Consider the following 13,295-nt stretch of genomic DNA (forward strand, 5'->3'; position numbering starts at 1 on the left):
CGTCCGGCCTTATGCCGCGACATCCTCACGAACGCCCAGAATGCGATCGATCAGGCCCCATTCCAGCGCTTGCTCCGCCGTCATGAAAAAATCCCGGTCCATGGCCGCTTCGAATTTTTCATAGCTGTGTTTGCAATGCTCGGAATAAAGCCGCGTCATGCGGTGCTTGGTCAGCCGTATCTCCTCGGCATGGATCAGCATGTCCGAAGCCTGTCCCTGGAAACCGCCCAGCGGTTGATGAATGTGGATGCTGGCATTGGGAAGAGCGCTCCGCTCGCCCGGTGCACCCGCCATCAGCAGAAACGACCCCATGGAGCGCGCCGTTCCCATGCAGAGCGTATGAACCGGTGCGCGGATATAATGCATGGTGTCATACATGGCGAGACCGCTGGTCACCACACCGCCCGGCGAATTGATATAGAGATGGATCGGTTTCTTGGGGTTTTCCGCCTCGAGAAACAGCAATTGCGCGCAGACCAGCGCCGAAACCGTATCGTTCACCTCGCCGTTGAGAAAAATGATCCTTTCCCGCAACAGCCGGGAATAGATATCGAAAGACCTTTCTCCCCTTGACGATTGTTCGACTACCATAGGGACGAGTTGCATCGCTTCGCGCATTGGCGAACTCCTGTCGTTAAGAATGTCGGGGAACGGGTCGGATCAGGCCGCGAGCTTGATCGGCGAACCGTTGTGGTTTGCGGCGGCCTTCGTCACACGGCCGGGCCTGGTGACGGGCAACGCATGAATGACCCGCAGGCTCGTGCCACCACGGTCATTCGATGCGATCCTGAAGGTGACGGTGCTTTCCAGAAATGGCGGAACATTCTCCCGCAACCTGTAGCAGACTTCCTCACCGGGCGTGACATTGACCGCCTCCGGTTCCGCCAGGGCTTCCTGCGGCAACCAGTGCTCGCGAAATGCCGGAATACTGATTGCGCGCCAGACCTTCTGCGGCGGCTCATCAAGATCATATTCAAGCTCTAAATCATTTTTCGGCGCTTCGTGTATTTGCCTGTTCATTGATCCATATCCTTCAGCAGGAGCTTGAGAGCCTCTATGCGCTGTGGCCAATAGGCGCGGTATTTGCCGAGCCATGCCGCAATGCGCGTCAGCCCGTCCGGATCGACCTCGTAATTGACGAAACGGCCCTGCCGCCTTTCAACCACGAGCCCTGCCCCGCGCAGAACCGACAGGTGCTGCGACATGGCCGGCTGGCTGATCTCGATCCCTTCGCGCAAAGCAGAAGCGTTCATGGCGCCATCCGCCAGCTTTTCGAAAATGGCGCGCCGTGTCGGATCGGCCAGCGCCCGGAAAATATCGTTCTCTGTCATGCCAACACATAAGCACACACTTATGCGTTTCACAAGCCCCGGGGTCTCGTATCCGTCTTGCGAGACGGCTTTTTAGAAACCGATATTCTCTCCGGCCGTGAACGCTTTATGCCCTCGCGCGTTTTCATCCGGCCTGATAATCTTCAGGCGGGGGAGCGATCAAAACAAGTGACTGCATTTACGGTCTTCATTGCCATTCTTCTCCTGGTCATCGGATCGGGCCTGTTTGTCGTCATCGGCAAACAGCGGGAAAAAGCCATTCCCAAGCGCCCCTCCGCCGCCCTGCCCGTTGCGGAGGATAAAACCCGGCTTGACCGGCACTGGCAGTCGATACGGAACGGCTGGAGCGAAAAAAACGCGCTCTGCCTGCTGCATTCCAACCTTGATGCCTTTGCGGTGCGCGTGGCGGCTGCACGCGCGGCGGGACGCAGCCTCGATCTCATGTATTACATGTGGAATGCCGATCTTACCGGGCGGCTGATGATGCGCGAAGTTATCGCCGCCGCCGACCGTGGCGTGCGTGTAAGGCTGCTTCTGGATGATCTCGGCGTTTCGATCTCCGACCGCATCTTCCATGCCATCGACAGCCACCCCAATATCGAACTGCGGCTGTTTAATCCAACAAGAGCGCGGGAAAACATCCTCTACCGCAGCCTGGAACTCATCCTGCGCTTCCGGAGCGTCAACCGGCGCATGCACAACAAGGCGTGGATTGCCGACGGACGCGCGCTCATCGTCGGCGGGCGCAATATTGGCGATGCCTATTTTGATGCCGCCGAGCGGGCGAATTTCCACGATTTCGATGTGCTCGGTTTCGGCAGGATCGTTGCCGATGCCACCGAAATCTTCGATGATTACTGGAACAGCGCGGTTTCCGTGCCGGTGCGCTCGCTTCTGGCAAGACGACCGAGCAAGCTTGCGAGATTGCGACGCGAGCTTGACGCCCTGCCGCACAGCGAGGCCGCCAAACCCTATCTGGAGCGCGTCGAAAGCCAGTATGGCAGCGGCCATTTCCTGATGTCGGATCGCCTTCACTGGGTCGATACCGCCGATGTGCTTGCCGATCCGCCGGAGAAAGCGGCGGGAAAACGCCGCAAGGGCCATAACTTCCTGATGGAAAGCCTGCTGCCGCTGATGCAGGCGGCAAGCGAGAGCCTGCACATCACCTCCCCCTATTTCATTCCCGGCAAACAGGGCGTGGACATTTTCCTGGATCTGGCAGAGCGCGGCGTGTCGGTCGCCATCCTCACCAATTCGCTGGCCGCAACCGATGTGGCAGCCGTTCATGCCGGTTACGCCCGTTATCGAAAACCGCTTCTGCTGGGCGGCGTGAACCTGCATGAATTACGCTCCCAGGCGGACCAGGGCAGCTTCACGCTACGTGGTTCGGGACAGGCAAGCCTTCACACCAAGGCCTTCACCCGCGACGGTAAGACCGGCTATATCGGCTCGCTCAATTTCGATCCGCGCTCCGCCTCGCTCAATACCGAAATGGGCGTCGTCTTCAACTCAGCCCCGCTGGTTGCCCGCATGGACGAGATATTCTCCGATGAAATCCGCCGCATGATGAGTTTCGAGCTGGGTATGGACAATGACAACCGTCTCCTCTGGATGACGGAAGAACAGGGTCAGCCAAAAATATACCGGCGCGAACCCGACGCTGCCATCAGCCGTCGGATCATCGCCGGTATCATGCGCATCCTGCCGCTTGAATCACAGCTGTGAGAATGAACGCCGGTCAGGCTGCGGGTCTCACCCCGGCCTTGGCCAATTGTATCTGCACCAGCGTATCGAGGTTCTGGTTCACGCGGCAGTAGAATTCCTCGTCGATGAAGGGCCGCAGCATGAAATCATTGCCGCCCGCCTTCAGGAACCGGGCTGATAGCAGCCGGTTGGTGGAAGAGGAAACGCCGATGATGCGCAGCTCATGCGAACCGCGCACGGTGCGAATGCGCCGCGTCAGTTCGAAACCGTCAATATCGGGCATGTTATAATCCGTCACCACCAGCCCGATGTCGGGGTTGGCCTTCAATATTTCGAGCGCCTTGGCGCCGCTATCGGCAAGGCTGACGCGGAAATTATAGCGTTTCAGACGGCTGGAAAGCAGCGCCCGCGCCGTCGGGCTGTCATCGACGATCAGCACATGGTGGCGGTGGTTGGTGAGAAACCGGCAGACGGATTCCGTCAGCATGTCCACGGCGAAGATATTGTCTTTCAGAATATAATCGACCACATCCTTGGCGATCAGCGTCTCGCGGGTCGCCTCGTGGAAGGTGCTGGTGAAAACGATGGTCGGAATCGAAAGGTCGATCAGATATTCCAGCGCCTCGCCCTTTTCCGCCCCCGGCAGGTTGATGTTGGAAATTGCCAGCGTCACCGGTTCGGGCGAATGCTCATAACAGGCCTGCAGCTCTTCAAAAGAGCGGCACACCTCCACCGTTACGCCCAGCATCTCCTTCAGGCGCATGCTCACCATCTGGGTGAAAACGTTGCTGTCTTCCGCAAGCAAAATGCGGTTATTGGTAAAGGGCACGCCCGAATATTGCATGCCCGTAATGCCGAGAAAATTCATCCTGCCCCAGTCCCCCGTCGTATTTAAGGGAAAATAGCAGGCGCGTTTTGCAGAATAATTAATGACACTTTTGCCGGCAAACGAGTTACGCACATGCTTACCTAAACGGAAATACGGCCCGCAAGGGCCGTATTGTCAGTGCGGATAGAAGCGGTCTCAGGCGCGCAGCAGCGCATTCTCCGTATCGAACGGGCTTTCTTCCACCACCTCGGCATCATAAAGCGTGCCGAGAATGCGGATTTTCAGCTTTGTGCCAATCGCAGCATATTCCGGTTTGAGCATGGCAAGCGCAATCGACTTGCCGATGCGCCAGCCAAAACCGCCGCTGGTGACACGGCCGGCAAGAGCGCCGCTCTCGTCGGAGATCGCTTCAGACCCACGCGCATCCACATCCGTATTGCCGGTAACGGTCAGCGTCGAGAACACCCATTTCACCCCGGCCTCCTTGTAGGCCACCAGCGCATCGCGGCCGATGAAGCTCTTTTCCGGACGCAGGAAGCGGTCGAGGCCGGATTCATAGGCGTTATATTCCACCGAAAGCTCGCGTCCCATATTGCGATAGGACTTTTCGAGCGACATGGACACCATGGCGCGGATGCCGAACGGCTTGATGCCGAATTCGGCGCCCGCTTCCATCAACCGGTCGAAAATGTAGTTCTGCATCTCGATTGGATGGTGGAGTTCCCAGCCAAGTTCACCGACGAAATTGACGCGCAGCGCATGCGCCGTCGCAACACCGACGGAAATCTGCTTTGCCGTCAGCCACGGGAAATCCTTGTTCTCGAGGCTGGTGCGGGTCAGCTTTTTCAAAAGATCGCGCGACTTCGGACCGGCAAGCACCAGCACACCGTATTTCTGGGTGATCGGCTGCAGCACCACGGAACCGTCGGTCGGGGCAAGCCGGCGCAGCACGTCGTGGTCATGCGCCTCCAGACCACCTGCCGAAACCAGGTAGAACCGGCCCGGAGCCCATTCATAAACGGTGAATTCCACCTTCACGCCACCATTCGGCGTCAGAAGATGCGTCAGTGCGATGCGGCCGCGCTTCTTCGGCACGATGTTGGCCAGAATGCTGTCCAGCCAGGCACGCGCACCCGGGCCGGAGACTTCCATCTTGGCGAAGGCCGACATATCAAGCACGCCGACATTCTGGGTGACGTTCTTCACCTCATTGCCGACATGTTCGAAATAATTCGAACGGCGGAACGACCATTTCTCGACGATACGGCCATCATCCAAAGCCGGCGCATGGTTATGGCTGGTGATGACATCGGCACCCACGCCAAGGTCTTCCTCGCGCAGCGCATAACCTTCCGGCGCATACCAGTTGGCACGCTCCCAGCCATAAACGGAGCCGAACACGCCGCCAAGCTTCTTCAGACGGTCATAAACCGGCGTCGTCTTCAGCGGACGGGCGGCGGAGCGCTCTTCGTCCGGATAATGCATGGTGAAGACGTTGGCATAGGCTTCTTCGTTCTTGGCGATGAGATAGCCTTCCGTGGCGTAAGGCCCGAAACGGCGCGGATCGACACCCATCAGGTCGAGCGTCGGCTCACCATCGACGATCCATTCGGCCAGCTGCCAGCCGGCGCCACCGGCGGCGGTGATACCGAAGGAATGGCCTTCGTTCAGCCAGAAATTCTTCAGCCCCGGTGCGGGGCCGACAATCGGGTTGCCGTCAGGCGTATAAGCGATAGCACCATTATAGACCTTCTTGATACCCACTTCGCCGAAGGCCGGAACGCGCACCATCGCCGTTTCGATATGCGGCATCAGGCGGTCAAGCTCCTCCTGGAACAGCTCATATTCGCTGTCATCGGAAGGACCGTCGACATAACAGACCGGCGCGCCGACTTCATAAGGACCGAGGATCAGACCGCCCGCCTCCTCGCGCATGTACCAGGCCGAGTCGGATTCACGCAGCACGCCCATTTCCGGCAGGCCCTGACGGCGGCGTTCCTGGATGGCCGGGTGCGGCTCGGTGACGATATATTGATGCTCGACCGGGATGACCGGAATATTGATGCCGACCATCTCACCGGTCTTGCGGGCGAAGGAGCCCGTGCAGGAGATGATATGTTCGGCGATGATCTCGCCCTTGTCCGTTGTCACCTTCCAGTGACCGTCTTCCAGCTGCTCGATGGCGGTGACGGTGGTATTGCGATAGATCGTCGCCCCGCGGTCACGCGCGCCCTTGGCCAATGCCTGCGTCAGGTCGGCGGGCTGAATATAACCGTCATCGGGATGCTGGATGGCGCCAAGCAGGCCATCCGTCTCGCAGAGCGGCCAGATTTCCTTCACCTGTTCCGGCGTCAGCATGTTGACACGCACGCCGATGGTCTCTGCAATGCCGGCATAATACATATATTCGTCCCAGCGATCCTTGGTGCGGGCGAGACGTATGTTCGAGACCTTGGAAAAACCGACATTCATACCGGTCTCTTCCTGAAGCTCCTCATAAAACTTCACGGAATATTTGTGGATCTGGCCGACGGAGTAGCTCATGTTGAACAGCGGCAGGAGACCGGCCGCATGCCAGGTGGAGCCCGAGGTCAGTTCCTTGCGCTCGATGAGAACGCTGTCGCTCCAGCCCTTCTTGGCAAGATGATAAAGCGTCGAGACGCCGACGACGCCGCCACCGATCACCACCGCCCGTGCATGTGTCTTCATTTCCAGAACCCCTAAAAAGCGCCGGCATTAACCTGCCGTGCCGCCAAATCGATGGGAGGAATATGAAGCGCCAGGCGGCCGTTCAGCCGCCTGATTGCGACATGGCCATAGGGTGCTGCGACAGGCGTGAAAATGCGGAGCATGCGGGACGAAGGTGGCGCAGCTTTACCGCTCGTTTCTTCTCCCCGAGGGGGAGAAGGTGGCCCGAAGGGTCGGATGAGGGGGCAAGCTCGCAGGAGATCTCTACCCTCGCCCCCTTATCCCGCTGCCGCGACCTTTTCCCGGCGGGAAGAAGGCGACAAGCCGCACATCCCTGCCCAATAACGTCCACACCTTGAGGCAAATAGCAGACTAGGCTTTCGCGCCCGGCTTCTCCTTCAGCTCGGTCACCTTGTCGTCTTTCGACGTTTCTTTCTCAGGCGCTGCCGCGCCCGTATGCGCCACCACCGCCTTCTCGCCCTCCTCCGCAAGCAGCGCCGCCAGCATCTGCGGGTTGGCATCGCCTTCCACGTGGATATTGAGGTTGCGCTGCGGGAACGGAATATCGATCCCCTCCTCGCGGAAACGCTTGAGGATGGCGATCCTCAGCGCATTCTTCACGCCAAGCCCGTTTGACAGATCGGCAAGGTGGAAACGCAATTCGAAATCCAGCGAGAAATCGCCGAAGCGGAGGAATTCCACATGCGGTTCGGGGTTGCGCAGCACCGGCGGCTGCGCCCGCACCAGCTCCAGCAGGATATCCATGACCTTCTGCGGATCGGAATCATAAGCCACGGAAACCGGTATTTCCGCCCGCATGATGCGGTTGCGGTGTGTCCAGTTGCCGACCGAGGAATTGATGAACTCGGAATTCGGCACGATGATCGACTGGCCGCGAAAGGTTTCGATCTCCGTTGCGCGCACGGAAAGCCGCTTGACGGTGCCTTCCGTCGTGCCTGTCACCACCCAGTCACCCACCTTGAAGGGGCGCTCCACCAGCAGGATGAGACCGGAGACGAAGTTCGACACGATGTTCTGGAGGCCAAAACCGATACCGACGGAAAGAGCGGAGGCGACCAGCGCGAGACTGGAGAGGTTGAGACCGGCGGATGACACGCCGAAGATGGCCGCAACCGCAATGCCGAGATAACCGATACCCGTTTTGACCGAGTTGCGCACGCCGGCATCCACCTGCCCGCGCGCCATGACGTTGTTGTCCAGCCATTTCTGGAACCAGCGCGTGATGATGTAACCGATGGCAAAAACGAGGACGCCGCCGAACAGGCCGATCAGCGAGATCGAGGCATTGCCGACGGTGATGCCGGTCAGCAGGCGATAGGCCCAGCTTTCAATGTCGCCGGGCTGGAACCCCCAGGAAAACAGGATGAGCGGCACGCCGAAAGCAAGTGCGACGGCATAGATGCCAAGCCCCGCGACAAGGCCGGCCTGATCGAGCGCAACCGGCCCGAGACCGAAACGACGCCCGAGATAACGGCCGGCAAGGGACTCCGCAAAGGCGCCCTGCCTCGAAATCGCCTTGCCGGAGAGAATGCCGATATACATCGTCGCAAGCACCGCACCGGTGGCAACGATCTGCGTGGCAAGGAAGCGGGCAAGACCGACATAACCGGTAAGGCACGCGCCGATGAGCACGAGGCCACCGACCCTGAGCAGAATGACGAGCCAGCGCGGCAGGCGCTGGTTTCCGGTCTCGTAATCCTGCCCCTCGCCGATCACCGGCCGCAGGAACGATACGGTGAGCAGGATGATACCGATGATGATGGAGGCAACGAAACTCTTGGCGACGGTGACGATAAGCGGCGAATAAAGCGTTTCGCTGATCGTGCCGAACAGATAGTCGAGGCCGTTGACCAGCGCCATCAGGAGCACCGCCGAAGACAGCGTATGCGCGCCCTTGTTGGAAACCTGCAGCAGACGCCACTCCGGCTGCGTCGGCGCAAAGATCGCATAGCTCAGACGCGACACGAAATAAACGAAGCCGGTGATCGCCATGGCCCCGAACAGGATCGGCGCTATGTCGGAGCGAAGCACGTTGAAATTATCGAGGAAAAAGGCCGAGGTCACCAGGAACAGGAAGAGCGAAAGCGACTGCACCATGGTTGACCAGAAGGCCACCGAAAGCCGTCGCAGATAGGACGGCTCGCCGGTAAAGGCGCGCCTGTCCATGCGGCTGCCGAAAAAGCGATAACCGCCCACCAGAAACAGCAGCGCCGCCATGATCGACAGCACCACGGCGCCGAACATCGGCAGGCGCTTGTAGTTCCAGACGAAACCCGCCCAGCTGCTGAAGGCATTGTTAAGGTTGGTCAGTTCGGTAACAAAGGCGGAAGAGGCGTCACCCAGCGTCTGGGCGGAAACCTCCGTGCGCTTAAACAGCGTGGCGGCAAAAAGCGCCCGGCGAACCGCGGTGATATTGTTGGAAATCTGCGCGGCATTGGTGGCGGTGCTCTCCACCTCCCCGGCAATCGCGTTTACCTCCGCCCGCTCCGCCGTCAGCCGCGCACGCTCTTCCGTCACCATGCTGGCTTCCGGTGGCTGGTCATCCGCAGGGGCAGCGCCCAGAGCGTCCAGCCGGGTCTTGATCTGGTCGAGGCGGGTGCGCAGCTTGGTATTGGTGGCAGACGCATCGGCAGCAATGGTGTCAGCGCGCCCTTTCAGGTCCACCAGCTGCACGTCGTCGCTGCCGCCCGCCTCCACCTGTTTGGCGATGGCCGAAACATCCGCCTTCCATTTTTCCAGATCCGCTCTCGCCTGCTCGACGGCGGAGGCCTGGATGACGACCGGTGCGGATGGCGTTGTCCCTTCCTGCGCCGATGCCGGCATTGCGGACAGGAAAAAACCGCCAAGCATGGAAAGCATCATGGCCATCATTGCGGCCATGGCGGCCTTTTGCCACCGGCCGGACACACGCCCATCCGTCATCCGCCTGTCGTCAATCAATCCGCCGAACATCAACCGCACATCCATGCCTTTCGTCTCTAAACACCGCTTCAGGCTATTTACCGCCTGCAGCGAGGAAAACCACCCGCATAAAGCGAGGTTTTCGGGTCGCCGCCTTGCTTTTCACCCGGAGAATCATCACCTTTGATAGTGCAGCAAACATGGGAGGAAATCATGGAATCTGCTGGCATTGGCTGGATCGCAGCTATCATCATCGGTGGTGTCGCCGGGTGGCTCGCCGAACAATTCATGAAAAGCAATATGGGTGTTTTCATGAACATCCTTCTCGGAATCGTCGGCGCGATCGTCGCCAACGCCATATTGTCGGTTTTCGGAATCGTTTTGACCGGCTGGATCGGTTACCTCATCGCCGGCTTCATCGGCGCCTGCATCCTCATCCTTATCGGTCGAGCTTTCAGACGCGGCTGAACAAAATGGAAAATCGGTAAAAGCCCGGATTTCCAGACTTTTCCAGCGCGACTGAAATTTTTTCGTCACAAAAATCGAAGAAATTTCATTTCCGCGCTGGACAAGCCCAAACTTCCCCTTTATAGCCCCCCTCACACCGCCACACGGTGTCGGTCGGGTGATTAGCTCAGTTGGTAGAGCAGCTGACTCTTAATCAGCGGGTCGTAGGTTCGAGCCCTACATCACCCACCAAATTCTCCTAAAATGACAAGACGTTGCGATGCTTACCTGAAGCATCGCATGAGCGCCGGAAACGAAGCAATCAGTCCTCGAAGAAGGCGTGCGCGAGACACATCGCCCGTCGCTACCGCGGACGGGCATCCCCGAAAAATAGCCGCTGTACGTCTATAACTTCGTTTCCGTTACGCTTTTTGCCCCGATGAAGCGCGGCTCCAATGGCCGACCCGCAATACGGCCGCCGAATTCCTCGGTGAAAGGCACCGGCGCTGCCTGCTTTACCGCATTGATGGCGGAATCGATAAAGGCTTGCCGTCTCGGGCTCTCCTCTTGTGGGCGTGAGGCGATAACGACGACCTTGCCCCTTATCTGCCCATCCTTGTGCAGAATGAACCGCAACGTCACGACGAGACCCTCGGTATCCTCCGGCGGCACCCAGCAGGCGTAGATCGCGTCGAACATCTCATTGAGATTGCTGGCCGGGGTCGGATCCTTGCATTGCCGCGACTGGCCTGAAGCCGGCGTCGAAGCGCCTGCAGCGAGAATGGCCAGGGCCACCAGCGCCGACAGCTGGAGGCTGCGGAACACAAAAAACAAGCGATTGAACAAATCCAATATCCTTTTTTCGGAAGACGGCCCGCCTCCGCGTGCCAGCCGGTCATAAATTTTAAAAAGAATCTTCGCGTCAGTAAAAACTTGAAAGCGACGCGCATCGGAAATTTTTAAGCGTACAACCTCGCAATCGCCATGAAATAAAGCGTGAATTCGAATTTCAAAACCAAAAACTAAATTATAAAATATTCATACAAATTAAATACAATCAAATAAATATACTTGAATTACAGCGAAGCAAACAAATACTTATAGAATAAATATTTATAATATTTTCGAGATATATCAAACAGTACGATCGCTGCAAAAAACAGCCCAATAATCGCGGCTTCGCCCCTTAACCAAAGACCACAGTTTGCATTGCAAGCCACCGGTTAAGCTGTATGCATTTCCTTGCCAGAATAATGGGCACAGGGGGATGTCATGAAATCGAAATGGGTAATGACTGCATTTTTCGCGGCGGCGATGACGGTTGCCGGTACGGCGCAGGCGGAAGACCTCGTCTTCACGCTGAAGAACGGAACGGGCTCCGTTCTCAACGCCTTTTACACGTCGCCGGTAGGCGTGAATGACTGGGAAGACGATGTTTTCGGCAAGAAGGCGCTTGGTCCCGGCGAAGAGATGGAAATCACCATCGCCGATGGCCGCACTGTCTGCAAATACGACATGCGCTTCGAATTCCAGGGCGATGCGCTCGAAGACCTCGAGGATACCCAGAACCTCTGCGAACTCGGCGAATACACCATCACCGAATAACAGTGTTGCAATCGCGGCCCTGTCCGATAGTGGCAGGGCTCGCATCCGCATGCGGGCTTCAACCAGAGCTTTCGGCAAATCCCCGGAGGGGGAAATATTGGCGTCGCAGCATCGCCGATTTCCCCAAAGCCGTCTCAATCATCCCTATGATTGACGCCATGAGATTGATCATCAACATATTGCTTTTTGTCCTCGGCGCGGTCGGGAGCGGGATATGTGCGTTTTTATTGTCGGCAGCGCTCGCCGATTCCGGACTTCTCGGTTCCTGTTTTGAAGGCGGCTGCGCTTATGCGGCGCTTTTTATGGTGCTTCCCGTCACATGGTTCGTTCTTTTTGCGCTTTACGTCATGGCCCTGCTGGTCTGGAGACGAAAGCCTTTCCGCAATGGAAGGCTCTGAAAAAGCGCATGGCGACGCCACCGCTACCGCGCGTTCGTTGACAGCGATCAAGACTTGCCGTTAACGTCCGCCTGCTGGGGGATTCGCTGCCAGTGATATGCGGGCTTGTAGAGCATACCCGATATCACCGGCCTCTGAATGTGCATGTCCGATTTGCGTTTTGCGTTTGCTGGACATGACGGAAAACAGGGAGACCAAACGATGCGGGCCGCAATCAATTCCCCGTCGCTTTCTATCGACACTATGGACTATCAGGCCGAGTGCCAGTTCGCACTGGAACCCTCCATCCACGGGCTGATTGAAAAAGCGGAACATGCCGGCTGGAACCGCCAGCAGGCCGCACTTGCCATCGTCGCACTCGCCAGCGAACACCTGACCGACCTGCTGTCCACGGGCCTCCCCGCGCCGGACCAGCGTCCCCTGTCCTGATACCCTCCCGCCAGCCGCGGCGAATCAGCGCCCCGGCATCCTTTGGCATATCATTCCAAAAATCGATCGAGCAGACCGGAGCGTCACCACCGTATCCGCAAGGACATTTGACGCTCCGGTAGCGTAGCCCATAAAGCAGCGGCCCGCCCATCCTCCCGCTCCTCCCCCAGACACACGGCCTTCCCTGCCCGCCGCCGATCCTGCCACACTGTTGACATAAGCGGCCTTTAATGAGAACATAAAGTGAACATTATGGAGGTCAGCGATGAAGACAGCAGACGTAACCATAGAAAATGCCCTCTCTGTCGTCGCCCGGTCTCGCGATATGCGTGAGCGCGCGCTTGAGCGCCGCCGCGAATTGCAGCGGCGAACGGAAGTCATCATAACGCGGCCGCTCTACGTGCTGAAAAAGAGCCAGGGGCCGCGACAGCTGTCGCTGAAACTCGATAGCTAGACGGCGCCGGGAAGACTGAAAGACGTAGAACCAAAGCGCCGGTCGGCTGCTTCCCTTTTTCAGACAGAAAAATCCCGTGCGGATCATCTCGCGCACGGGATTTTGGGAATGAAGAGGCAAAGTGCACTGTCTTATTGCATGCGCTGCATTGCAGCTTCGGGCTCGCCGGTCGTGGCAACCGTTGCCGCAGGAAGGCGGTCGGTCTTTTTCAGAATGACGACGGGCTTTTCCACCGGGTCAGTTGGTGGAACGATGCTTGCGGTTTTAAATTCACGGTCGACGGCAGGAACAGAAGCATTGATCTTTTCATGACCGGCGCATTCTGCAAGCGCTGCACTGGCGGAAAAACCAAAGACAGCGGCGATAATGAGAACTGATTTCATGTCATTCTCCCTTCGCTTTTGTGGCGATCTCCAGTCTAGGTGGAGACGGCCCGGATTGAAAATCACACTTTAGAGACATCTAAAACATTGGATCATTTCGGCAGT

General features: G+C 58.0%; 15 protein-coding genes and 1 tRNA gene. 8 read left to right on the forward strand and 8 right to left on the reverse strand.

What is annotated here, in order from left to right:
* Nucleotides 1-9 precede the first annotated feature (9 nt).
* Genes FY152_06330 through FY152_06340 form a run of 3 tightly spaced genes read right to left on the reverse strand, consistent with a single transcriptional unit; the run spans nt 10 to nt 1,331 of the window.
* Nucleotides 10-618: an ATP-dependent Clp protease proteolytic subunit gene (locus tag FY152_06330; GenBank protein ID UXS31724.1), complete on the reverse strand. Its 609-nt coding sequence runs from the start codon at nt 616-618 to the stop codon at nt 10-12.
* Between the two features lie 42 nt (nt 619-660).
* Nucleotides 661-1,020, reverse strand: a complete 360-nt coding sequence (locus FY152_06335; protein UXS31725.1) for a hypothetical protein — start codon at nt 1,018-1,020, stop codon at nt 661-663.
* The gene (locus tag FY152_06340) at nt 1,017-1,331 is read right to left on the reverse strand and encodes a winged helix-turn-helix transcriptional regulator (protein UXS31726.1); all 315 of its coding nucleotides are present in this window, start codon (nt 1,329-1,331) and stop codon (nt 1,017-1,019) included. Before FY152_06340 ends, FY152_06335 begins: the two co-directional genes overlap by 4 nt.
* A gap of 168 nt (nt 1,332-1,499) precedes the next feature.
* On the opposite strand from FY152_06340, the gene FY152_06345 reads away from it, so the two are divergent.
* Nucleotides 1,500-3,056 carry a phospholipase D family protein gene (locus FY152_06345; protein ID UXS31727.1) on the forward strand — a complete coding sequence of 519 codons (1,557 nt, stop codon included), beginning with the start codon at nt 1,500-1,502 and terminating at the stop codon, nt 3,054-3,056.
* A 13-nt stretch (nt 3,057-3,069) separates the two neighbouring features.
* On the opposite strand, the gene FY152_06350 is transcribed toward FY152_06345, so the two are convergent.
* The 3 genes from FY152_06350 to FY152_06360 form a co-directional block, all read right to left on the reverse strand.
* Nucleotides 3,070-3,903: a response regulator gene (locus FY152_06350; protein UXS31728.1), complete on the reverse strand. Its 834-nt coding sequence runs from the start codon at nt 3,901-3,903 to the stop codon at nt 3,070-3,072.
* A 156-nt stretch (nt 3,904-4,059) separates the two neighbouring features.
* Nucleotides 4,060-6,573: an FAD-dependent oxidoreductase gene (locus FY152_06355; GenBank protein ID UXS31729.1), complete on the reverse strand. Its 2,514-nt coding sequence runs from the start codon at nt 6,571-6,573 to the stop codon at nt 4,060-4,062.
* Between the two features lie 351 nt (nt 6,574-6,924).
* Nucleotides 6,925-9,540, reverse strand: a complete 2,616-nt coding sequence (locus FY152_06360) for a mechanosensitive ion channel family protein (GenBank protein ID UXS31730.1) — start codon at nt 9,538-9,540, stop codon at nt 6,925-6,927.
* Between FY152_06360 and FY152_06365 the strand changes: the two genes are divergently transcribed.
* The 3 genes from FY152_06365 (at nt 9,434) to FY152_06375 (ending at nt 10,173) form a co-directional block, all read left to right on the forward strand.
* On the forward strand, nt 9,434-9,661 hold the full coding sequence (locus FY152_06365) for a hypothetical protein (protein ID UXS30545.1): 228 nt from the start codon (nt 9,434-9,436) through the stop codon (nt 9,659-9,661). The two genes, FY152_06360 and FY152_06365, sit on opposite strands and share 107 nt — an antisense overlap.
* Before the next feature lie 26 nt (nt 9,662-9,687).
* Nucleotides 9,688-9,942 carry a GlsB/YeaQ/YmgE family stress response membrane protein gene (locus FY152_06370; protein ID UXS31731.1) on the forward strand — a complete coding sequence of 85 codons (255 nt, stop codon included), beginning with the start codon at nt 9,688-9,690 and terminating at the stop codon, nt 9,940-9,942.
* A gap of 155 nt (nt 9,943-10,097) precedes the next feature.
* Nucleotides 10,098-10,173 (forward strand) — tRNA-Lys (locus FY152_06375).
* 153 nt (nt 10,174-10,326) lie between these two features.
* Here the strand turns inward: FY152_06375 and FY152_06380 are convergent.
* Nucleotides 10,327-10,755: a hypothetical protein gene (locus FY152_06380; GenBank protein UXS33227.1), complete on the reverse strand. Its 429-nt coding sequence runs from the start codon at nt 10,753-10,755 to the stop codon at nt 10,327-10,329.
* A 438-nt stretch (nt 10,756-11,193) separates the two neighbouring features.
* On the opposite strand from FY152_06380, the gene FY152_06385 reads away from it, so the two are divergent.
* The 4 genes from FY152_06385 (at nt 11,194) to FY152_06400 (ending at nt 12,807) form a co-directional block, all read left to right on the forward strand.
* On the forward strand, nt 11,194-11,526 hold the full coding sequence (locus tag FY152_06385) for a hypothetical protein (GenBank protein ID UXS31732.1): 333 nt from the start codon (nt 11,194-11,196) through the stop codon (nt 11,524-11,526).
* 146 nt (nt 11,527-11,672) lie between these two features.
* Entirely contained in the window at nt 11,673-11,924 is a 252-nt protein-coding gene (locus FY152_06390; protein UXS33228.1) for a hypothetical protein, read from the forward strand.
* 201 nt (nt 11,925-12,125) lie between these two features.
* A complete protein-coding gene (locus FY152_06395) occupies nt 12,126-12,353 on the forward strand; it encodes a hypothetical protein (GenBank protein UXS31733.1) in 228 nt (75 codons plus the stop codon).
* A 265-nt stretch (nt 12,354-12,618) separates the two neighbouring features.
* On the forward strand, nt 12,619-12,807 hold the full coding sequence (locus tag FY152_06400) for a hypothetical protein (protein UXS31734.1): 189 nt from the start codon (nt 12,619-12,621) through the stop codon (nt 12,805-12,807).
* A gap of 131 nt (nt 12,808-12,938) precedes the next feature.
* Here the strand turns inward: FY152_06400 and FY152_06405 are convergent, their stop codons facing one another.
* Nucleotides 12,939-13,190 carry a hypothetical protein gene (locus FY152_06405; protein UXS31735.1) on the reverse strand — a complete coding sequence of 84 codons (252 nt, stop codon included), beginning with the start codon at nt 13,188-13,190 and terminating at the stop codon, nt 12,939-12,941.
* Nucleotides 13,191-13,295: the final 105 nt, after the last annotated feature.

The sequence above is a fragment of the Agrobacterium tumefaciens genome (assembly GCA_025560025.1).
Taxonomy (GTDB): domain Bacteria; phylum Pseudomonadota; class Alphaproteobacteria; order Rhizobiales; family Rhizobiaceae; genus Agrobacterium.

Excerpts from the sequence above, each read along its gene's own strand:
- FY152_06330 (UXS31724.1), bottom strand. The coding sequence starts at position 618 with ATGCGCGAAGCGATGCAACTCGTCCCTATGGTAGTCGAACAATCGTCA.
- FY152_06335 (UXS31725.1), bottom strand. The coding sequence starts at position 1,020 with ATGAACAGGCAAATACACGAAGCGCCGAAAAATGATTTAGAGCTTGAA.
- FY152_06340 (UXS31726.1), bottom strand. The coding sequence starts at position 1,331 with ATGACAGAGAACGATATTTTCCGGGCGCTGGCCGATCCGACACGGCGC.
- FY152_06350 (UXS31728.1), bottom strand. The coding sequence starts at position 3,903 with ATGAATTTTCTCGGCATTACGGGCATGCAATATTCGGGCGTGCCCTTT.
- FY152_06355 (UXS31729.1), bottom strand. The coding sequence starts at position 6,573 with ATGAAGACACATGCACGGGCGGTGGTGATCGGTGGCGGCGTCGTCGGC.
- FY152_06365 (UXS30545.1), top strand. The coding sequence starts at position 9,434 with ATGGCCATCATTGCGGCCATGGCGGCCTTTTGCCACCGGCCGGACACA.
- FY152_06360 (UXS31730.1), bottom strand. The coding sequence starts at position 9,540 with ATGGATGTGCGGTTGATGTTCGGCGGATTGATTGACGACAGGCGGATG.
- FY152_06370 (UXS31731.1), top strand. The coding sequence starts at position 9,688 with ATGGAATCTGCTGGCATTGGCTGGATCGCAGCTATCATCATCGGTGGT.
- FY152_06385 (UXS31732.1), top strand. The coding sequence starts at position 11,194 with ATGAAATCGAAATGGGTAATGACTGCATTTTTCGCGGCGGCGATGACG.
- FY152_06390 (UXS33228.1), top strand. The coding sequence starts at position 11,673 with ATGATTGACGCCATGAGATTGATCATCAACATATTGCTTTTTGTCCTC.
- FY152_06395 (UXS31733.1), top strand. The coding sequence starts at position 12,126 with ATGCGGGCCGCAATCAATTCCCCGTCGCTTTCTATCGACACTATGGAC.
- FY152_06400 (UXS31734.1), top strand. The coding sequence starts at position 12,619 with ATGAAGACAGCAGACGTAACCATAGAAAATGCCCTCTCTGTCGTCGCC.
- FY152_06405 (UXS31735.1), bottom strand. The coding sequence starts at position 13,190 with ATGAAATCAGTTCTCATTATCGCCGCTGTCTTTGGTTTTTCCGCCAGT.